Source organism: Ruegeria sp. BC3 (assembly GCF_056539265.1).
Map to the genome: position 1 here is coordinate 274923 of NZ_JBQFUP010000003.1, position 19590 is coordinate 294512.

Below are 19590 nucleotides of genomic sequence, written 5' to 3' on the forward strand. Positions count from 1 at the left end.
CATGTGTGGTATTGTAGGGGTACTGGGCGAGCACGAAGCCGCGCCCACTTTGGTCGAGGCGCTGAAGCGTTTGGAATACCGGGGCTATGACAGCGCCGGGATCGCCACCGTGAATGGCGGCGCGCTGGGGCGTCGCAGGGCGGTGGGCAAATTGGTCAACCTGAGTGACTTGCTGGTGCATGATCCCCTGCCGGGAAAATCCGGCATTGGCCACACCCGTTGGGCCACACATGGCGCGCCATCGGTGAACAACGCGCATCCGCATCAGGCCGGCCCTGTGGCCGTCGTGCATAACGGGATCGTGGAAAACTATCGCGAGTTGCGTGCCGAACTAGCCGAAAACGGCATCAGCTTTGTCACAGAAACCGACACCGAAACCGTAGCCTTGTTGACGGAATACTACCTGAAAACAGGCCTGTCCCCGGTTGAGGCCGCGTTCAAAACCATTGACCGCCTGGTCGGTGCGTTTGCGCTGGCGTTTCTGTTCGACGGCCAGGACGATCTGATCGTGGCTGCGCGCAAGGGCTCTCCGTTGGCCATCGGTCACGGGGACGGAGAGATGTATGTGGGCTCGGACGCGATCGCGTTGGCACCGTTGACGAACCGCATCACCTACCTTGAAGAAGGTGACCGCGCTGTTATGACCCGCACTTCGCTTGAGATCCGCACCGAGTCCGGTGAGCTGGCCAACCGCGAAATACGGCAGATTCAACTGGACCACTCGCAGACTGAGAAGAATGGTCACAAGCACTATATGGCCAAAGAAATCGCCGAGCAGCCCGTAGTGATTGCCGACGCAATTCGGTCTTACCTGCCCAGTGGCGGCGATCAGGTCGTTTTGCCCGAAGAAGGGCTGGACTTTACCAAGCTGGACCGCTTGACCATGGTGGCCTGCGGCACAGCCTTCTACGCCTGTCTGACCGCGAAATACTGGTTCGAGCAACTGGCACAAATGCCGGTTGAGGTCGATATCGCCAGTGAGTTCCGATACCGCGAACCTCCGATTCCGGGGCGCACGCTGGCCTTGTTTGTCAGCCAGTCGGGCGAAACAGCCGACACTCTGGCCGCGCTGCGGTATTGCGAGGGCAAGGCGGAAAAGATCGTCTCGGTCGTGAACGTCCCCGAAAGCTCAATCGCACGTGAAAGCGACATTGTCCTGCCCATTCATGCGGGTGTCGAAATCGGCGTGGCGTCAACCAAGGCTTTCACCTGCCAGCTCAGCGTTTTGCTGATGCTTGCACTCAAGGCGGCCGCGGACCGTGGCACGCTGACCGATGAGGAACTGGCTGATCACTATGCCGCGCTGCGCGGGTTGCCGACTGTTCTGAACACCGCGCTTGAACAAGGCCCGGCCATCAAGGGCGCAGCACAGCGTTTGTCCGAGGCCCGCGACGTCCTGTTCCTGGGCCGGGGCCTGATGTACCCGCTGGCGATGGAAGGTGCGCTGAAACTTAAGGAAATCAGCTATATCCACGCCGAAGGTTATGCGTCGGGCGAGCTAAAGCACGGCCCCATCGCCCTGATCGACAAGCATATGCCTGTTGTGGTCATGGCCCCGCGTGATGCGGTGTTCGACAAGACGGTTTCAAACATGCAGGAAGTGATGGCGCGCAAGGGCAAGGTCATTCTGGTGTCGGACGCCGACGGGATCGCCGAGGCCGAAGACGGAGTCTGGAGCATCATCCGAATGCCTCATGTGCACACCAGCCTTGCACCGATCCTTTACTCGGTGCCCGCGCAACTCTTGGCCTATCATACGGCGGTGGCAAAGGGCACGGATGTGGACCAGCCGCGTAACCTGGCAAAATCCGTCACGGTGGAGTGAAGCATGGCCAAGCAATTCCCGGAAATCGACGATGCCCAGCGGAAATTCATCGAAGAGCAGCACGTGTTCTTCGTTGGAACGGCCGCACCTGACGGGCGGGTCAATATCTCGCCCAAGGGCATGGACTCGCTGCGTGTTCTGGGGCCGAACCGGATTGCCTGGATGAACCTGACCGGCAGCGGCAATGAAACCGCCGGTCACCTGCTTGAAACTGACCGCATGACGCTGATGTGGTGTTCGTTTACGACACGGCCCCTGATCCTGCGCAGCTATGGCACTGCGCGCACGCTGCATCTGGGTGATGAGGGCTGGGATGAGCTGGCCGAGCTTTTCCCGGATCACCGAAGCGCCCGGCAAATCTATGACCTGAACGTCGATCTGGTTCAGGCCTCATGTGGATATGCCGTTCCGTTCATGGATTACCGTTCGGAACGCGACACGATGCAGAAATGGGTCGATGGAAAGACCGACGACCAGATCAAGTCCTACTGGGTCGAGAAGAACCAGCAGACCATTGACGGTAAACCCACCGGCACCGCAAGCTGAACCCTAACATGCTTGCGCCCTATCTAGATCAGATTAATGCTCATGCAGACCCGGATCGCGGGGAACAAATGGCCGCCTATCATAAGGTCGACAGGCATTATCTCGGGGTGGCCAATCCTGTCCTAAATGATCTGACCAAAGCGTGGCGGCAAGAACTGGACGTGCCCGCGCGCGTGGAACTGGCGGACGCATTATGGCAGACCGACATTCACGAGGGCCGTGTCGCCGCCGCGAAACTGCTCACTCAGGCCCGTATCCGCCCTGACGATGCCGTATGGGACATACTGCAAAGCTGGTTGCCGGACTTCGATGCTTGGGCCATAGCGGATCACGCTTGTATGGCGATGCAAAAGCGCCTTTCCGCAGATCCGACCCGTCTGGATCAAGTCGAGAACTGGACCTCATCTGACCATATGTGGACCCGCCGCGCTGCCCTGGTGGCCACCCTGCCCTGGACGAAACAGAACCACCCCAAACCGGACGACCTGCTGCGGCGCGACCGTATCCTGGGATGGGCGGCCAGCTATGTACCGGACCGCGACTGGTTTATCCAAAAGTCAATTGCGTGGTGGTTGCGCGAGCTATCGAAACACGACCCTGATCGCGTGATCGCCTTTCTGAATACCCATGGCGCAGCCATGAAGCCTTTCGCGCGAAAAGAGGCCGGCAAGTATCTGAAGGGTCAATTGGAATAGACTTCCAGCTCGACCAGCTCATCAAATGGCAGCAACAGTGCCCGCATGGCATCCAAGGATAACCGGCTGCCGCCGCTGACCGGACCGGACGCTGGCACCAATGTGATATAGGCCTGCGCGCCGGTTCGAGGTACGACAACGCGGCCTGTGAACTCGGTTTCAACCAATGGTGTTTCCAGCCATCGCCCCGGCGTCGTCGGATCGCCTAGGCTGGCGATGGTCGTCTTTGGCCCCACCCAGCCGGTGGCCGCCGTTGCCGCCACAGGTTGCGGTTCGACCACATTTTCCTCGACAACAGCGGGCGCACCGTCTTCGGCGGGCGTATCGCCACCAAAGACGCGATCCGTAGTCGATCGCACTGTTTCACAGCCCGCCAACACAGCACACAAAGCCAAAAGCGAATATCTCATACACCCAAACCTATCGCTCTCGGTTCACGTGCACCAGCGCAAAGCACAGTTCGCTCTTGTCGCAGGGCAGTTGCCGCTTTACCTATGAAGCATGACAGCTCCGCTTATCGACCCGTTCGCTCGCGCCATCACCTATCTCCGCGTATCCGTCACGGATCGCTGCGATTTCCGTTGTGTCTATTGCATGTCCGAGGACATGACCTTTCTGCCCAAGAAAGACCTCCTGACGCTGGAGGAATTGGACCGCATGTGTTCGACCTTTGTGAAGCTGGGTGTCGAAAAGCTGCGCATTACCGGCGGTGAGCCGCTGGTACGCCGCAACATTATGAGCTTCTTCAATTCGATGACCCGCCATCTGGAAAGCGGCGCGCTGAAAGAGCTGACGCTGACCACCAACGGGTCACAATTGCACAGGTTTGCTGATGACCTGTACGCGGCGGGCGTGCGCCGGGTGAATGTATCTCTGGACACTCTGGACGAGGACAAGTTTGCCAAAGTCACTCGCTGGGGTCGCCTGAAACAGGTGCTGAACGGGATCGACGCCGCGCAAAAGGCGGGTCTCCGTGTTAAGATCAACGCCGTGGCTTTGAAAGGGTTCAATGAACCCGAGCTACCCAGGATCACCGAATGGTGCGCTGAGCGTGACATGGACCTGACCTGGATCGAGGTCATGCCAATGGGCGATATCGGCAACGAGGATCGCCTGGACCAGTATTGGTCCCTAAAGGACGTCCGCAAGAAATACGAAAACCACTATTCCGTGACCGATCTGGCAGAACGGACTGGCGGACCAGCCCGCTATGTTCGGCTTGAGGACACGGGTCAGAAGATCGGGTTCATTACGCCCCTGTCACATAACTTCTGCGAAAGCTGCAACCGCGTGCGTCTGACCTGCACAGGTGAGCTGTATATGTGCCTCGGGCAAGAGGACATGGCCGATCTGCGCGCGCCGCTGCGCGATCATCCTGATACCGAACAACCGCTTGAGGACGCCATTCGCGCAGCGATCAACCTCAAACCCAAGGGCCACGATTTCGACTATTCCCGACAGGCCGTAGATGGTCAGATGACCCGCCACATGAGCCATACGGGCGGCTAACATGCCAAACATCTCCGACCGGCCGACGCTGCTCTACCACCTGTATTGCGGCCTGACTTCTGTTGCCGCACCTCTGGCATGGCGTACGGTTCGCAAGAAACTACAGGCCGCAGATGTCCCAGAAGCGCGACAGCAGGAACGTCTTGGACACGCCAGCCAGCCCCGTCCTGACGGCCAGCTGATTTGGTTCCATGCTGCCAGCGTTGGAGAGACGCTATCGGTCATCAGCCTAATCAAGCGTCTGGGAGAACGCCTGCCCGAGGCGCAGTTCCTGATCACGTCAGGCACGCCGACTTCGGCCGCGCTGATTGAAAAACGCATGCCGCCTCGCGCGTGCCACCAATACCCTCCGCTCGACACCGCCCCCGCGGTGCGACACTTTCTTGATCATTGGCACCCCGACGCCGCGATCTTTGTCGAAAGCGAGATTTGGCCGCGCCTGATCGTCGAAGCGTCTCGGCGAGGAACCCCTTTGGCGCTGCTCAACGCACGCTTTTCGGATCGCTCCGTCGCGGGCTGGAAGAAGAGGCCTGAAACCGCTCGCTTCATTCTGGACCATTTCAAACTGTTTCTGACCCAGAACGATAAAACAGCAAAAAACCTGATCGACATGGGCGCGCGTGCCGACCGGGTGCAGCCGGGTACCAACCTCAAGGCCATGTCAGACCCTCTGCCGGTGGATCAGACGGCGCTGGAAGACATACGGTCACAAACCGCCGATCGCCCGCTCTGGATCGCCAGCTCGACCCATGCAGGCGAAGAGGAAACGGTTCTGGCCGCCCATGCCGAACTGATGAAACGCTGGCCAGACCTTTTGTTGCTGCTGATCCCTCGCCACCCGGAACGGCGAGGTGAGGTTGCTGACCTGCTGAACACCACTGGACAAACGGCTGCCTTCCGATCCAAGGGCGACCAAATCGCGGCTCAAACTCAAGTCTATGTGGCTGACACATTGGGTGAGACAGGTACATGGTACGCCCTGTGCCCCATCGTGTTTCTGGGCGGCTCGCTCCAGGAAATCGGTGGCCACAACCCGTTTGAGCCCGCACAGGCAGGTGCCGCAGTCATTACCGGCCCTGGTTATTTCAACTTCGCGGAAACCTTCGCTCCATTGATAGACAGCGGTGGTGCGATCGAGGTCAACTCGGCTGCGCAATTGTCCGAAGCCGTCGCCAACTGGCTTTCCGACGACAACGCCCTGACCCAGGCCAGGGCCGCGGCGAAAACCTGCGTGAACACCCAGAAAACCGCGCTAGACGACGTTGTCGACACGCTATGCAGCAGCCTCGACCTCAAATGATCTAACCAGGATCCAACTTCATCTGGCCAAAAATACCTCGGGGGTGCGGGGTCAGAGCCCCCGCCCTGTCCATCAGGCCGCCGGCATCCGCTGTTCCACGATCCCGGCCCACCAACTGCATCCGGCCGGAATAGCCTCGTCATTGAAATTATACTCCGGATGATGCACCGCGGCGGTATCACCATTGCCCACCAGAATATAAGCCCCCGGACGTTCCTCCAGCATAAAGGCAAAGTCCTCGCCGCCCATGATCAATGGCGCCTCGTCGCAATTGCCAGCAACAGAGCGCGCAACATCCGCAGCAAAATCGGTCTGTTCGTTGCTGTTCACCATTACCGGATAGCCTCGGTAATAGGTCACATCAGCCGTTCCGCCAAAGGTGGTCGCGATACCCGCACAAATCTCATGAATGCGCTTTTCCGCCAGGTCCCGCATGTCTTCGCTCATCGTGCGCACGGTCCCTTTCAACTTCACGCTCTGAGGGATCACGTTGAAGGCATTCGAAGACGTCTCAAATGATGTAACCGAAACCACGACCTGATCCACAGGGTCCGCATTGCGCGCGGCAATCGTCTGTAGCGCCAGAACCGCCTGAGCCGCCATCACGGTTGTGTCGACCGTTTCATGTGGTTTCGCGGCATGTCCGCCCTTGCCCTCGAAAGAGATATCGAACTGGTCCGTTGCGGCAAAAAAAGCGCCGGGTCGAATGGCAAAGCTGCCAACCGGACGGCCCGGCCAGTTGTGCATGCCGTAAACTTCCTGAATACTCCAGCGGTCCATCATGCCGTCTTCACACATCTCGCGGCCCCCACCGCCGCCTTCTTCGGCGGGCTGGAAGATCACCACGACAGTGCCGTCAAAATTGCGCGTCTCGGACAGATATTTCGCAGCCCCCAAAAGCATCGCTGTATGTCCATCATGCCCGCAGGCATGCATCGCACCATCGGTTTTCGAAGCGTAGTCCAAGCCCGTCGCCTCGTGGATCGGCAAAGCATCCATATCGGCGCGCAACCCGATCACCTTGCCGCTTGTATCCGCCTTGCCCTTAATCACGCCGACAACGCCTGTGCGGCCAATGCCGGTCACGACCTCATCACAGCCAAACTCTCGCAGCCTGTCCGCAACCAAAGCGCTGGTGCGATGGGTTTCAAACAGAATTTCAGGGTGTTCGTGAATGTCGCGCCGCCACTCGGTGATCTCATCCTGCAACTCGGCGAACCGGTTCTTGATCGGCATTCTGGTCTCCTAACAAAATATCTTCGGCCCTCAGCCCCGATCCGGGACCGCCGGCAGTTCAATCCAAATCGGCAGGCCGAAGCGCGCCAGAGAGAAGGACAATGAAAACGGCCAGTGGTAATAGAGCCGCAAAAGCTATTCGTAATGTAAACATCTCTGCGAGAAACCCAATAAGGGGTGGACCAATCAATAGCCCGCCGTAGCCTAATGTGGCAACACTGGCGATGGCCTGCCCCGGCGGCACGTCAGGATCCGAGGCCGCCCGGCTGAATGCCAGCGGCATGATCACCGCGTAGCCGATCCCCATCATTGCAAAACCTGCCAACGCAAGGCCCGACTCGCCGGCGGAAACCACACAGAACACGCCCAGTGCAGCGCAAACCCCACCAAATCGCGCAGTAGCGACGGGCCCAAAGCGCATGATCACGACACCGCCCGCCAGCCGGAACGCGACCATCGCCACCGAGAACACAGCATAGCCCAACGCCGCAACACTTTCGGTGGCCCCGGTGACATCACGCAGAAAGATCGCGCTCCAATCCGCCACCGCGCCTTCGCCCAGCGCACCGCAGAGGGCTGTGAACCCAACAAGGATCAGCGCCCCGGACGGAAGCGCGAACACCTGCCCCCCGGTCGAAACCGCGCGACGCGATGTCCAACGCACCCACGACAAGGCCAGCGCAAGCCCGACCACGATCCCGCCCGCCAGCAGAAAATGCTGCATAACGGTCAACTGCATCTGCACCGCAGCAAATCCGCTGAGCGCGCCCAGCCCCGCGCCGAGGCTCCACATGGCGTGGAACGAGGACATGACAGGTTTGTCAAAGGTCTGTTCGACCTCAGCCGCCCAGGCGTTCATCGCAACGTCCATCGAGCCGTGAAAAGCTCCGAACACAAACAGAAAAGCCGTCAGCGCCCAGAACCCGCCTGCGAAGGCCAACAAGATCAAGGACAGTGTATAAAGAACCGCGATATAGCGCGTCAGGCTAACCGCTCCGAACCGGTCCGTCAGCCGCCCTGTAATCGGAAAGGAACACACCGCGCCTGCGGCCATGAACAACAACCCGTAGCCGAGCGCCTCATGCGTCAGATCCAACCGGTCCCGAACCGCGGGAATACGCGAGGCCCAGATGCCGAACAACGCTCCATTCAGGATGAACATGGCGGCCACGGCCCGCCAAGCTGCCACGATTCCGATCACGGGAAACCCTTAGTGCCAGATGCCAAACGCTGTCCTTGTACAGCTTGCTGGCGCGCTGGCAAACACCGTTTCACTCCAGCCTTTTGCGAATCTTCCGAATGGCAAACCAAACGGCCAGCACAACCGGGATCGTCACGGCAGCCGTCAACATCCCCTTGCTTATCCCAACACCGGTCAGCGGATACAGCAGGTAGCTGACCAATGACACTGCGTAGTAACTGATGGCGACCACCGACAGCCCTTCGACAGTGTGCTGTAGACGCAGGGCCAAGTCGGCGCGACGGTCCATACTTTCCAGCAACGCCTGGTTCTGAGCGCTGCGCTCGACATCAACCCGCGTGCGCAGCAATTCCCCCGCCCTGATCGCCCGGTCCGACAGCGCCTGCAATCGCCGCTCAGTCGATTTGACGGTACGGATCGCCGGATCGTAACGGCGCATCATGAAATCGGCAAAGCTCTGCCCGCCGCCAAACCGATCTTCCCGCAAGACCTCAATACGCTGGTTGACGATGGCCTCATAGGCCCCTGTAGCACCAAACCGAAACGAGCATTTGGCGGACAGCGCTTCAAGCTCAATCGACGTCGACAGCAAATCCTGCAACAACGCATCCGGTTGCGCTGTGTCATCATTCATCTGCGCCATTATCTGGATCAATTGGCCATCCAAAGCACCGATGCGCGGCATCAACTGTTTGACACGGGCAAATCCCAACATGGACATCGCCTTGTAGGTTTCTATCTCGCACAGGCGTTGCACGATGCGTCCGGTTCGCCGCCGCCCGGTGCCCTCGGTCACAAACATTGCAAACCGCATGTGCCCGGCCGGATCGATGCGAAAATCGCAGGCGCAGATTGCGGCATCATCCAGCACGCGCGCAACGGCAAGACTTTCAGGCTCGAACCATTCGGCGAGTTTGGACCGGATCGCGTCATCGCTCTCACGCTCGACAACACGCACCATCGCAGAGGTGACACGCTGTCCCGGGCTCGCCATCAGCCAGTCAGGGGGAAACACCTCAAAATCAGCCGGATTGAACGCGCGGTCACTCACATTCTGAGAGATCGCAGTATAGGTCACAAACTCGGTGTGCTGTTCCCATTTCAACCAATGACGCCCGATCTGCCCTGCGTAATGCGTGGCGCCCGGCTGAGGATGCTGCGCACCGTGGCGGTCCAGAAGGTTGATGAGATGCTCCAGATCTTCACGGCGATCCCGCGCGACGGCAGCCTCAGATTTCTTGATGGCCAAAAACACCACGGTGCAAGGTGTCGCCGCAATCGGAAACGGCCGCGCATGCAATTCATTGGCCAGCGCATAGCGCAGCGGATGGTCATCTATCGGCGTCATAAAGGGCTCCGTTTGGTTCCCGGCACTATACGCCATCCGCCGCGCGCATCAATTCTCTTTTTATTTCATATACTTACATGGATACGACGGTATACAAATCCGCTATCTCATTGATTTGGTTGCCACAGCTCAATCGGATTGCCCTCGGGGTCGTGGATGCGCGCAAACTTGCCGACCTCGCTGTCCCATTCGGCATTGGTTTCAACCTTAATCCCAGCCTCCTCCAACTGCGCCATCATGGCAGCCAGATCATCGACCCGAAAATTGATCATCCACTGTTGCTCGGCCCGACCGAAATACTCGGTATTCTGGTCGAAAGGGGCAAAAACCGTATAACCCTCTCGCTGCTTCCACGGCACCGGATCATAGTGATTGACCCCCAAATGCGTTTCATACCACGCGCTCAACGCCTCTGGGTCTCGCGCACGGAAGAACACACCGCCTATACCGTTCACTTTCTCCATTGGGCACCTCCCAAGCGCAATAGCACCATCAGTGTAACACATTCCGCGGGCTTCATCTGGCCCCAAATACCTTGGAAGTCAGGAGGCAAAGCCTCCTGCAAACGAAAAAAGAAAAGGGCGCCCGCAGGCGCCCTTTGCAATTTGATAATACCGTTCGATCAGTCGATCATGGGCAGCAGTTTGTCGAGCGACTGTTTCGCGTCGCCATAGAACATGCGAGTGTTCTCTTTGAAGAACAGCGGGTTTTCGATGCCCGAATACCCGGTGCCCTGACCACGTTTCGACACGAAGACCTGCTTGGCCTTCCAGCACTCCAGAACCGGCATACCGGCGATGGGGCTGTTGGGATCTTCCTGCGCCGCAGGGTTCACGATGTCGTTCGAGCCGATGACAATGGCCACATCTGTGTCCGGGAAATCGTCATTGATCTCGTCCATCTCCAGCACGATGTCATACGGCACCTTTGCCTCGGCCAGCAGCACGTTCATGTGACCCGGCAGACGACCTGCAACAGGGTGGATCGCAAAGCGTACGTTCTTGCCTTTGGCGCGCAGCTTGCGAACCAGCTCGGACACCGACTGCTGAGCCTGCGCAACTGCCATGCCGTAGCCAGGAATGATGACCACGCTATCAGCGTCGTTCAGAGCTGCGGCAACGCCGTCGGCCTCGATTGCGACCTGCTCACCCTCAACTTCCATCTGCGGACCCGAGGTACCGCCGAAGCCGCCCAGGATCACGCTGACAAAGTGACGGTTCATCGCCTTACACATGATGTAGGACAGGATCGCACCGGACGAGCCGACCAGTGCACCAACCACGATCAGCAGGTCGTTGCCCAGCGAGAAGCCGATGGCCGCTGCCGCCCAGCCCGAGTAGCTGTTCAGCATCGACACAACCACCGGCATGTCCGCACCACCGATGCCCATGATCAGGTGATAGCCAATGAACAGCGCCGCCAGCGTCATCAGGAACAGCGGGAAGAAGCCGCCCGATGCTGTGTACCAGAACAGGCAGATCAGCGAGAGACCCGCAGCAGCCGCGTTCAGCGCATGACCGCCGGGCAGCTTGGTCGCCGCCGAGGTCACTTTGCCCGCCAGCTTGCCATAGGCCACAACCGAACCGGTAAAGGTGATCGCACCGATGAAGATGCCCAGGAACAGTTCCACATGCAGGATCGTCAGTTCGGCCGAAGTTTTTTTGGCGATCAGTTGGGCAAAGGCCCCCAGACCGTCCATCTCAACTTCTTTCGCGGCGTCGGCGATGGCGAATACTTCGGCAACATTCTGGATCTCAAAATGCGCGTTGTAGCCAACGAACACAGCCGCCAGACCGACCAGCGAGTGCATCGCCGCCACAAGCTGCGGCATCTCGGTCATCTGGACGCGCTGTGCCACGTACTGACCGATCAGACCACCGCCGATAATCAGCAGAAGCGACAGCAACCACAGGCCGGAACCCGGGCCAACCAGCGTGGCAAAGACCGCCAGCGCCATACCGACGATACCGTACCAGACCGCGCGCTTGGCGCTTTCCTGGTTCGACAGACCGCCGAGCGAAAGGATGAAAAGGACAGCCGCAACAACGTAAGCGGCAGTAGTGAAGCCAATCATCTACCCGGCCTCCTTAAGATTTCTGGAACATGGCGAGCATGCGCCGGGTTACGAGGAAGCCGCCGAAGATGTTGATCCCGGCCATGAAAACGGACAGCGCCGCCAGCAGAATAACCAAGAACGACCCTGATCCGATCTGCATCAAGGCTCCAACGATGATGATCGACGAGATCGCGTTGGTGATCGCCATCAGCGGTGTGTGCAGCGAATGCGCGACGCCCCAGATCACCTGGAAGCCCACGAACACAGCCAGCACAAAGACGATGAAGTGCTGCATGAAGCTGGCCGGAGCGACCAAACCCACAAGCAGCATCAGCGCACCGCCGACACCCAGCAGGGTGAACTGCTGTTTGGTCTGCGCCTTGAAGGCCGCGATTTCCTGCGCCTTTTTCTCTTCCGGTGTCAATTCTTTGACCTCGGGCTTCTTCTGCGCCGCAATCGCCTGCACCTTGGGTGGTGGCGGCGGGAAGGTGATCTCGCCTTCAAAGGTCACGGTCGCGCCGCGGATCACGTCATCTTCCATGTCGTGGTTGACCTGGCCGTCCTTTTCAGGCGTCAGGTCGGCCATCATGTGACGGATGTTGGTGGCGTAGAGCGACGACGACTGCGCCGCCATCCGGCTGGGGAAGTCGGTATAGCCGATGATGGTCACGCCATTGTCGGTCACGATCTTCTCATCCGCCACGGTCAGCTTACAGTTGCCGCCCTTTTCCGCCGCCAGATCAACAATGACCGAGCCCGGTTTCATGCTTTCGACCATGTCCTTGGTCCAAAGCTCAGGCGCTTCGCGGTTCGGGATCAGCGCGGTGGTGATAACGATGTCCATTTCCGGAGCAAGCTCGCGGAACTTGGCCAGCTGCGCGTTGCGGAATTCTTCGGACTGAACCGACGCATAACCACCCGTTGCCGCACCGTCCTGCTGATCTTCTTCAAAGTCCAGATATACGAACTCGGCCCCCATCGATTCGACCTGTTCGGCCACTTCGGGGCGGACGTCGAACGCATAGGTGATCGCACCAAGCGAGGTCGAGGTGCCAATTGCCGCCAGACCGGCCACGCCGGCACCCACAATAAGAACCTTGGCGGGCGGAACCTTACCAGCCGCTGTCACCTGACCGGTAAAGAAGCGGCCAAAGTTGTTGCCGGCCTCGATTACCGCGCGATACCCGGCGATGTTGGCCATCGACGACAGCGCATCCATCTTCTGCGCGCGGCTGATGCGCGGAACCATTTCCATGGCGATGACGTTGGCACCTTTGGATTTGGCCAGCTCCATCCCTTCTTCATTGCCCGCAGGGTTGAAGAACGAAATCAGCGTCTTGTCCTTGGTCAGCCGCTTGAGCTCGGCCTCAGAGGGCTGACGTACCTTGGCGATGATATCGGACGCCTTCCACAGCGCAGCTGCGGTCTTGATCACTTCGACACCAGCGGCCTCGTAAGCTGCATCCGAGAACCCGGCCGCAGCACCAGCGCCCTTCTCGATCAGGCATTCATAGCCCAGTTTCTGCAACTGCACGGCAGAATCGGGCGTCATCGCGACGCGGTTCTCACCGTCAAATATCTCTTTCGGTGTGCCTATTTTCACTGGCATTCCCCCTAATTTTCACTCTGACCGAGCGGGTGGTCGGTATTGTTTGTTAAGCAAAGGTGTATCTTGCGCAACATTATTTCGCAAGCGCAGCATATTACGTTGTGTCATTACCACATCACTTCAGATCCACCTGCGGGTTTGGCGTTCATATCGGGCGAAATCGGCGCGGAAAGTCCTGCGCATTCGATCCTCTTCCGGCACGATGAAACGGCGTTCCAGCAACCAAACAAAGACCGGGATCAGAACCAATGAAGCGACGGCGTCAAACCGCAGGATCAGGCCAGTGAGGATCAGAACATCGCCCGCATAGATCGGGTTCCGGCTGCGTTTAAAGATACCGGTTTGCACAAGCGAGCTGGGGGTTTCATGCGGCATGATCGTTGTGCGATGACGACGGAACTCTGCGGCGGCCAAGGCAATCAGGATCACCCCCCCGCCTATCAGAACCCCGCTAAGAAGGTCGGTGACCCCGCTGTCCAGCGATAACCCCATCGGCATGTACCGCGCCTGCATCCATGCCAGCACGGCAAATCCCAATAACCAAACCGGAGGGATATCAATGTTACGCATGTCGGGCTGACTTTCGTTCCGGCAATGGCGAACATGTCGCGTTTGCACGATCACCTACCGCTTTTCGGCCTCAATAGCAAAACTACAGTTGGTCGCAGGGCAAATTGCCGGTCCCGGCCAGCTCATCCGGGCCAGGGATTGTCAATCGTGGACAGGCCGCCACGGATCAGATAGCCATTTCAAACCAATGTTTTCCAATGCATGCACAGGATCGCGATGACTGACTTTGCCGCTACAAAAGCTATGTTCGATTTGCCCGAAGGCGTTGTTTATCTGGACGGAAACTCGCTGGGGCCCTTGCCAAGCGCGGCGGCGGGACGGGTCAATGAGATGCTGGTTTCTGAATGGGGACAGATGCTGATCACCGGCTGGAACAAAGCCGGATGGATGGCGCTACCGACAGGTCTGGGGGATCGTGTTGGCCGATTGATCGGAGCCGAACCCGGAAGCGTTGTGACAGGGGACACCCTTTCGATCAAAGTCTATCAGGCCGTCGCCTCAGCATTGGACCTGTGCCCGGACCGTAAAGTCGTTTTGTCCGACAACGGCAATTTTCCGTCCGATCTTTATATGGTCGAGGGCCTCTTGCGCTCACTCGGGCCGGACTACGAGCTGCGCGTCGTCGACCCCGAGGATGTCGCCGACAACCTGACCAATGATGTTGCAGTCCTGATGCTGACAGAAGTCGATTACCGCACCGGGCGCATGCACGACATGAAAGCGTTGACCGAGCTGGCCCATGCGAATGGCACGATGACCGTTTGGGATCTGGCGCATTCGGCGGGGGCAATCCCGGTGGATCTGGCGGGATGCAACGCCGATTTCGCCGTCGGCTGCACCTATAAGTATCTCAATGGCGGCCCCGGAGCGCCTGCGTTCATCTATGTCGCGCCGCGTCTTGCGGACAAGGCCCAACCCGCCCTGTCCGGCTGGCTGGGTCACGAATCTCCGTTCGCTTTCGATCTGGATTATCGGCCAGGGCAAGGTATCGAAAGAATGCGGGTCGGCACGCCGCCGATCATCCAGATGACGGCCCTGTCCACAGCGATGGACGTGTGGGACATGGCCGACATTCACGACGTGCGCGCCAAGTCCATTGAACTGACCGAGTTGTTCATAAACCGGGTCGAGGCCGCCTGCCCTGACCTGACACTGGCAAGCCCGCGCGACTCTGCTCGGCGCGGAAGCCAGGTCTCTTTCCGGTTTGAGAATGGCTATGCCCTGATGCAGGCTTTGATCGCGCGCGGCGTGATCGGTGATTTTCGAGCGCCCGACATCATTCGATTTGGCTTCACGCCGCTTTACATCGACGAGAACGATGTAGAGCAGGGCGTTGAAATCCTGGCAGACATCATGAGCAACCGCCTGTGGGATGCACCAGAGTACATGGTGCGTCAGCGCGTTACTTGACCTCCAGGCCCGCGCCGATCAGCGTCGCAAGTTGGACGGTGCGGGCCTCATATTCCTCGGCCCCAATTGCGCTGACCTTCAACCCTTTCAACGTGGTCGTAATCAGCTTGCCTGTTTCGGCGGCGTCCGCATGCAGATGAACGCGCCCCGCCTTTTCTTCGCGTGACAACCAACCTGCGTACAGCCGCGCCAATTCTTCTTCGCCTTTCGAGATGATTTCGCCGGACATAGACTTCGAGGTGTCCAGCATCTCAAGTCCGTGAGAAGAAGCCAGAATGGTTGCCATCCCTTCTGTCTGGGCTGCAATCGCCCGCTTCAAGATCTCCGAGACCGAGCCCGACGTCGACAACGCCTGTGCCACCGCTGCATGCTTCGTGGTGTAGTACAGTTCGGTCAGCTTGGCGACGATCGCTTCTTTATTCCTAAAATGGAGATAGACCGCTGGACGGGACATCCCCGCGCCGCGCGCGATGTCATCCATCGATGTTTTGCGGAATCCATAGGTGGCAAATGCTTGAAAGGCGGAATCCAGGATCGCCTTCTGTCGTGTATCTTCTTTTAAATCAGTCATTCCAAAACTCGTGACACTTTCTGTTCATTTTGTCAATTGACATACTGACACTTTGGATTAATTATGTCAGAAACTAGTCACAGCCAAGAGAGGTGCGCCATGGCGACCGCGCTTAAGATAAATGGAAAGCAACATCAGGTGGACCTGCCAGATGACGTGCCCCTGCTCTGGGTTCTGCGCGACGAAATCGGCCTGACGGGAACCAAGTTTGGTTGCGGCGTCGCTGCATGCGGGTCGTGCACGGTTCACATCGATGGCGAGGCTGTGCGGTCTTGCCAGGTGGCGCTGTCGGATGTCTGGGGCGATGTGACCACGATTGAAGGGCTGGGCACACCGGATGCTATGGCCGCGGTTCAGCAGGCTTGGGTCGACCATCAGGTGGCGCAATGCGGTTACTGCCAGTCGGGACAGATCATGCAGGCTGCAGCATTGCTGGCAGAGAACCCCGCGCCAACAGACGCTGACATCGATGACGCGATGCAGGGCAACCTGTGCCGCTGTGGAACCTACCCCCGTATCCGCGCCGCCATCCACGATGCGGCAACCAAGCTGAAGGAGTCGTAAGCAATGGCTTCCGTAGGAAAAATCCTCCGCCGTACGTTCCTGATTGGCTCAGCCGCGATTGTGGGCGGCGTGGCCTTCGGCGCTTATTACGTTAGCCGTCCGGCTGCGAACCCTTTGAAACCGATCGAAGGTGAAACCGCGCTCAGCCCCTTTGTTCTGATCGACCAGAACGGCGTCACCTTGTTTGCGCCCCGGGCCGAGATGGGACAAGGCGTCATGACCACCTGGGCCGCACTTATTGCCGAAGAGCTGGATGTCGAGCTGGACCAGATTCGCGTCCTGCACGGACCAGCGGCGGCGGCTTACTATAACTCGGCCCTGATCGGTGAAGGTCTGCCCAACAAGGGCTATGACATCTCGGACTTCCAGCACAATCTGGGCGAAGCTCTGGGTGTTCTGGGTCGGACACTCAACTTGCAAGTCACTGGCGGCTCGACCTCGATGAAGGATGGGTTCGAGCGGATGCGCGAAGCGGGCGCAACCGCGCGCGAAACGCTAAAGCAGGCTGCAGCCGATCGATTGGGCGTTGATCGCGCGCAATTGAAAACAGAAAACGGCGAGGTCATCGCACCAGACGGAACCCGTATCCCGTACACAGAACTGGCCGAAGCCGCCGGTCAGATTGAGCCACCTCAGGTCGAATTGCGCGACCCGACCAAATGGCGTTTGCTGGGCCAGAACCTGCCGCGAGTCGATGTGGTTGGCAAATCTACCGGTACCGCTGAGTTCGGCATCGATGTGCGCCCCGAGGGTTTGAAATTCGCCTCTGTCCGCATCAACCCGAAACTGGGTGGCGAGATGAAAAGCTTTGACGCCAGCGCGGCGGAAGGCATGCCGGGCGTCGAAAAGGTTGTAGACCTCGGTAACGGCGTGGCCGTGATTGCCACCAACACCTGGCTGGCAATGCAGGCGGTTGATGCGATTGACGTAGACTGGGGCGATGCGCCCTACCCGCCGGAAACCGATGCTATCTTCGCGGAAATCTCCAAGGCTTTCGATGCCGCCCCCAACTCGACGATGCGCGACGATGGGGATGTGGACATCCTGCCGGACGGCGCGACCGAGATCACTGCAGAGTACACGGCGCCATATCTCGCCCACTCCACCATGGAGCCAATGAACGCGACAGCGTTGTTCACCGGCAATTCGCTGGAGCTGTGGTGCGGGAACCAGGCCCCGACGCTGATCCAGATGCGCGTCGCCAATACGGCCAACCTGGACAAGGACGCAGTGCAGATCCACACAACCTATCTGGGCGGCGGGTTTGGTCGTCGCGGTGAGCTGGACTTTGGTGAGATCGCCACAAAGGTCGCGATGGCAATGCCCGGAGTGCCGGTCCAGACGACCTGGAGCCGTGAAGAGGACATGCGCCACGACTACTACCGCCCCGGCGCGATGGCCCGGATGCGGGGCGCAGTAAAGGATGGTCAGGCCGTTCTGATCGACGGCAAAGTCGCTGCGCAATCCTGCACGCAACAGGCCGTTGAGCGCTATACCGGCATTCCCGGAGGCGGCCCCGACAAGGTTCTGGTCGAAGGTTTCTTTAACCAACCCTATGCGGTACCGAACTACCGCATGAGCGGGCACATTGCTGATCTGAACATTCCCGTCGGTTTCTGGCGCTCGGTCGGAAACAGCCACAACGGCTTCTTCCACGAAACGTTCATGGATGAGATGGCCTATGCCGCAGGCCGTGATCCGCTAGAGTTCCGGCTGGAACTGGCCAAAGCCGAATTCGCCCCGGCTGCAGGTTGCCTAGAGGCGGTAAAAGAGATGTCCGGCTGGACCGGCAAAACCCCCGACGGCGTTGGCCGCGGCGTGGCGATGACCTACAGCTTTGGCACGCCGGTCGCTCAGGTGATTGAGGTTGTTGACGTGGACGGCACCATCAGGATCGCGAAGGCCTGGATCGCCTGCGACGTCGGCCTCGCTCTGGATCCGGGAACCGTCGAAGCACAGATGTTCGGCGGCATGATCTATGGGCTGTCGGCGGCAGTGATGGGCGAGATCACCTTCTCGGACGGCGAAGTCGAACAATACAACTTCCCCGACTATGACGCGCTGCGGATGCACAACGCGCCGGTGACCGAGGTGAAAATCCTTGAAACCAACCGCCACATGGGTGGCGTGGGCGAGCCGGGGACTCCTCCGTCGATGCCTGCGCTTGGCAATGCTCTGTTCGACCTGACGGGCGAGCGCGCGCGCACCCTGCCCTTGATCAATCAGTTCAATCTGCTGGTTTGATCTTGCTGCGCCGGTCTGGTCCTTCTCTCCCGGACCGGCGCAGTGCTTAGGCCGTTTGCTGGATCAGCGCGGTATCTGACCCTTTTGCCCAAGCATGAACCGCTGCACCAAACGCCTTGAACAGCGGGCGCGAAACCGGATCGTTTTCTGCGTCCCATTCTGGGTGCCACTGCACGGAGAGCGTAAACCCTGGCGCATCCTGAATGTAGATCGCCTCTGGTATTCCGTCGGGGGCATGACCCTCGATCACGACGCGGTGCCCCACAGTTTTGATCCCCTGCCCGTGCAGAGTGTTCGTCATCACCTCGGTCGCGCCCATCAGCTTGTGAAAGACACCGCCCTCGTTCAGCGTCACCACATGGCGCAGTGCGAATTTCTCTTCCAGCGTACCATCGGGCGGCATGCGATGGTTCATGCGGCCCGGCAGGTCGCGGATTTCGGGGTAAAGGGTCCCGCCCATCGCAACGTTCACCTCCTGAAACCCTCGGCAGATGCCAAAGAACGGCTGTCCGCGCTCAACACAGGCCCGCACCAGCGGCAGTGTGATCGCATCACGGGCGCGGTCGAACTCGCCATGTGCCTCGGTCGCGGGCTCGCCATATTCCTCGGGGTGGACGTTTGGACGTCCGCCGGTCAGCAGAAACCCGTCGCACACCTCTAGCAGTTCGTCGACCGACACATAGCGCGGATCAGCCGGGATCAGCAGCGGCAGACAGTCCGACACATTTGCGACAGCGTCCGAATTCATCGTCCCACCGGCATGGGTTGGATACTGATCATTCATCAAATACGAATTGCCGATGATACCGACGACGGGTCGAGACATTCTGCGTTCCTGTGCTGTTTCCTTGCTTTCAAAAAAACTATCGGCAGGGTCAAAAGCGCGCAATAGCACAAGCCCTGCGT

18 protein-coding genes are annotated in these 19590 nt (G+C 59.1%); 8 read left to right on the plus strand and 10 right to left on the minus strand.

Annotated features, from left to right (window positions below):
• Position 1 precedes the first annotated feature (1 nt).
• From glmS to ACR0MV_RS10310, 3 genes are read left to right on the plus strand one after another with little or no spacing between them, the layout of a single operon-like run.
• Positions 2-1825 (plus strand): glutamine--fructose-6-phosphate transaminase (isomerizing), encoded by a 1824-nt coding sequence (gene glmS, locus ACR0MV_RS10300; protein WP_480702054.1) that lies wholly within the window; start codon positions 2-4, stop codon positions 1823-1825.
• Positions 1826-1828: 3 nt separating this feature from the next.
• On the plus strand, positions 1829-2371 hold the full coding sequence (locus ACR0MV_RS10305; RefSeq protein WP_480702055.1) for a pyridoxamine 5'-phosphate oxidase family protein: 543 nt from the start codon (positions 1829-1831) through the stop codon (positions 2369-2371).
• An 8-nt stretch (positions 2372-2379) separates the two neighbouring features.
• Positions 2380-3066, plus strand: a complete 687-nt coding sequence (locus tag ACR0MV_RS10310) for a DNA alkylation repair protein (protein ID WP_480702056.1) — start codon at positions 2380-2382, stop codon at positions 3064-3066.
• On the opposite strand, the gene ACR0MV_RS10315 is transcribed toward ACR0MV_RS10310, so the two are convergent.
• Positions 3054-3476 carry a hypothetical protein gene (locus ACR0MV_RS10315; RefSeq protein WP_480702057.1) on the minus strand — a complete coding sequence of 141 codons (423 nt, stop codon included), beginning with the start codon at positions 3474-3476 and terminating at the stop codon, positions 3054-3056. The two genes, ACR0MV_RS10310 and ACR0MV_RS10315, sit on opposite strands and share 13 nt — an antisense overlap.
• A gap of 91 nt (positions 3477-3567) precedes the next feature.
• Between ACR0MV_RS10315 and moaA the strand changes: the two genes are divergently transcribed.
• Both moaA and ACR0MV_RS10325 read left to right on the plus strand, forming a co-directional pair.
• Complete coding sequence (gene moaA / locus ACR0MV_RS10320; protein WP_480702058.1) at positions 3568-4575, plus strand: GTP 3',8-cyclase MoaA; 1008 nt, start codon at positions 3568-3570, stop codon at positions 4573-4575.
• Between the two features lies 1 nt (position 4576).
• Positions 4577-5875, plus strand: coding sequence for a 3-deoxy-D-manno-octulosonic acid transferase (locus tag ACR0MV_RS10325; protein ID WP_480702059.1), 1299 nt, complete (start codon positions 4577-4579; stop codon positions 5873-5875).
• 72 nt (positions 5876-5947) lie between these two features.
• Here the strand turns inward: ACR0MV_RS10325 and ACR0MV_RS10330 are convergent, their stop codons facing one another.
• The 7 genes from ACR0MV_RS10330 to ACR0MV_RS10360 form a co-directional block, all read right to left on the minus strand.
• The gene (locus ACR0MV_RS10330; protein ID WP_480702060.1) at positions 5948-7111 is read right to left on the minus strand and encodes a M20 aminoacylase family protein; all 1164 of its coding nucleotides are present in this window, start codon (positions 7109-7111) and stop codon (positions 5948-5950) included.
• A 58-nt stretch (positions 7112-7169) separates the two neighbouring features.
• Positions 7170-8312: an MFS transporter gene (locus tag ACR0MV_RS10335; protein ID WP_480702061.1), complete on the minus strand. Its 1143-nt coding sequence runs from the start codon at positions 8310-8312 to the stop codon at positions 7170-7172.
• A gap of 70 nt (positions 8313-8382) precedes the next feature.
• Positions 8383-9660: a DUF3422 family protein gene (locus ACR0MV_RS10340; RefSeq protein WP_480702062.1), complete on the minus strand. Its 1278-nt coding sequence runs from the start codon at positions 9658-9660 to the stop codon at positions 8383-8385.
• A 107-nt stretch (positions 9661-9767) separates the two neighbouring features.
• On the minus strand, positions 9768-10124 hold the full coding sequence (locus ACR0MV_RS10345) for a VOC family protein (protein ID WP_480702064.1): 357 nt from the start codon (positions 10122-10124) through the stop codon (positions 9768-9770).
• A gap of 158 nt (positions 10125-10282) precedes the next feature.
• The gene (locus ACR0MV_RS10350) at positions 10283-11734 is read right to left on the minus strand and encodes an NAD(P)(+) transhydrogenase (Re/Si-specific) subunit beta (protein ID WP_170422610.1); all 1452 of its coding nucleotides are present in this window, start codon (positions 11732-11734) and stop codon (positions 10283-10285) included.
• 13 nt (positions 11735-11747) lie between these two features.
• Positions 11748-13319 carry a Re/Si-specific NAD(P)(+) transhydrogenase subunit alpha gene (locus ACR0MV_RS10355; protein WP_170422612.1) on the minus strand — a complete coding sequence of 524 codons (1572 nt, stop codon included), beginning with the start codon at positions 13317-13319 and terminating at the stop codon, positions 11748-11750.
• 126 nt (positions 13320-13445) lie between these two features.
• The gene (locus tag ACR0MV_RS10360) at positions 13446-13895 is read right to left on the minus strand and encodes a methyltransferase family protein (RefSeq protein WP_480702065.1); all 450 of its coding nucleotides are present in this window, start codon (positions 13893-13895) and stop codon (positions 13446-13448) included.
• Between the two features lie 216 nt (positions 13896-14111).
• Here ACR0MV_RS10360 and kynU point away from each other — a divergent pair, with 216 nt between their 5' ends.
• Positions 14112-15305 carry a kynureninase gene (gene kynU, locus ACR0MV_RS10365; RefSeq protein ID WP_170422616.1) on the plus strand — a complete coding sequence of 398 codons (1194 nt, stop codon included), beginning with the start codon at positions 14112-14114 and terminating at the stop codon, positions 15303-15305.
• On the opposite strand, the gene ACR0MV_RS10370 is transcribed toward kynU, so the two are convergent.
• Positions 15298-15876, minus strand: coding sequence for a TetR/AcrR family transcriptional regulator (locus ACR0MV_RS10370; protein WP_170422618.1), 579 nt, complete (start codon positions 15874-15876; stop codon positions 15298-15300). The two genes, kynU and ACR0MV_RS10370, sit on opposite strands and share 8 nt — an antisense overlap.
• 99 nt (positions 15877-15975) lie before the next feature.
• On the opposite strand from ACR0MV_RS10370, the gene ACR0MV_RS10375 reads away from it, so the two are divergent.
• Positions 15976-16440, plus strand: coding sequence for a (2Fe-2S)-binding protein (locus ACR0MV_RS10375; RefSeq protein WP_480702066.1), 465 nt, complete (start codon positions 15976-15978; stop codon positions 16438-16440).
• Positions 16441-16443: 3 nt separating this feature from the next.
• The gene (locus tag ACR0MV_RS10380; RefSeq protein WP_480702067.1) at positions 16444-18684 is read left to right on the plus strand and encodes a xanthine dehydrogenase family protein molybdopterin-binding subunit; all 2241 of its coding nucleotides are present in this window, start codon (positions 16444-16446) and stop codon (positions 18682-18684) included.
• A gap of 46 nt (positions 18685-18730) precedes the next feature.
• Here ACR0MV_RS10380 and ACR0MV_RS10385 read toward each other — a convergent pair whose 3' ends face one another.
• The gene (locus tag ACR0MV_RS10385; RefSeq protein WP_480702068.1) at positions 18731-19510 is read right to left on the minus strand and encodes a gamma-glutamyl-gamma-aminobutyrate hydrolase family protein; all 780 of its coding nucleotides are present in this window, start codon (positions 19508-19510) and stop codon (positions 18731-18733) included.
• Positions 19511-19590: the final 80 nt, after the last annotated feature.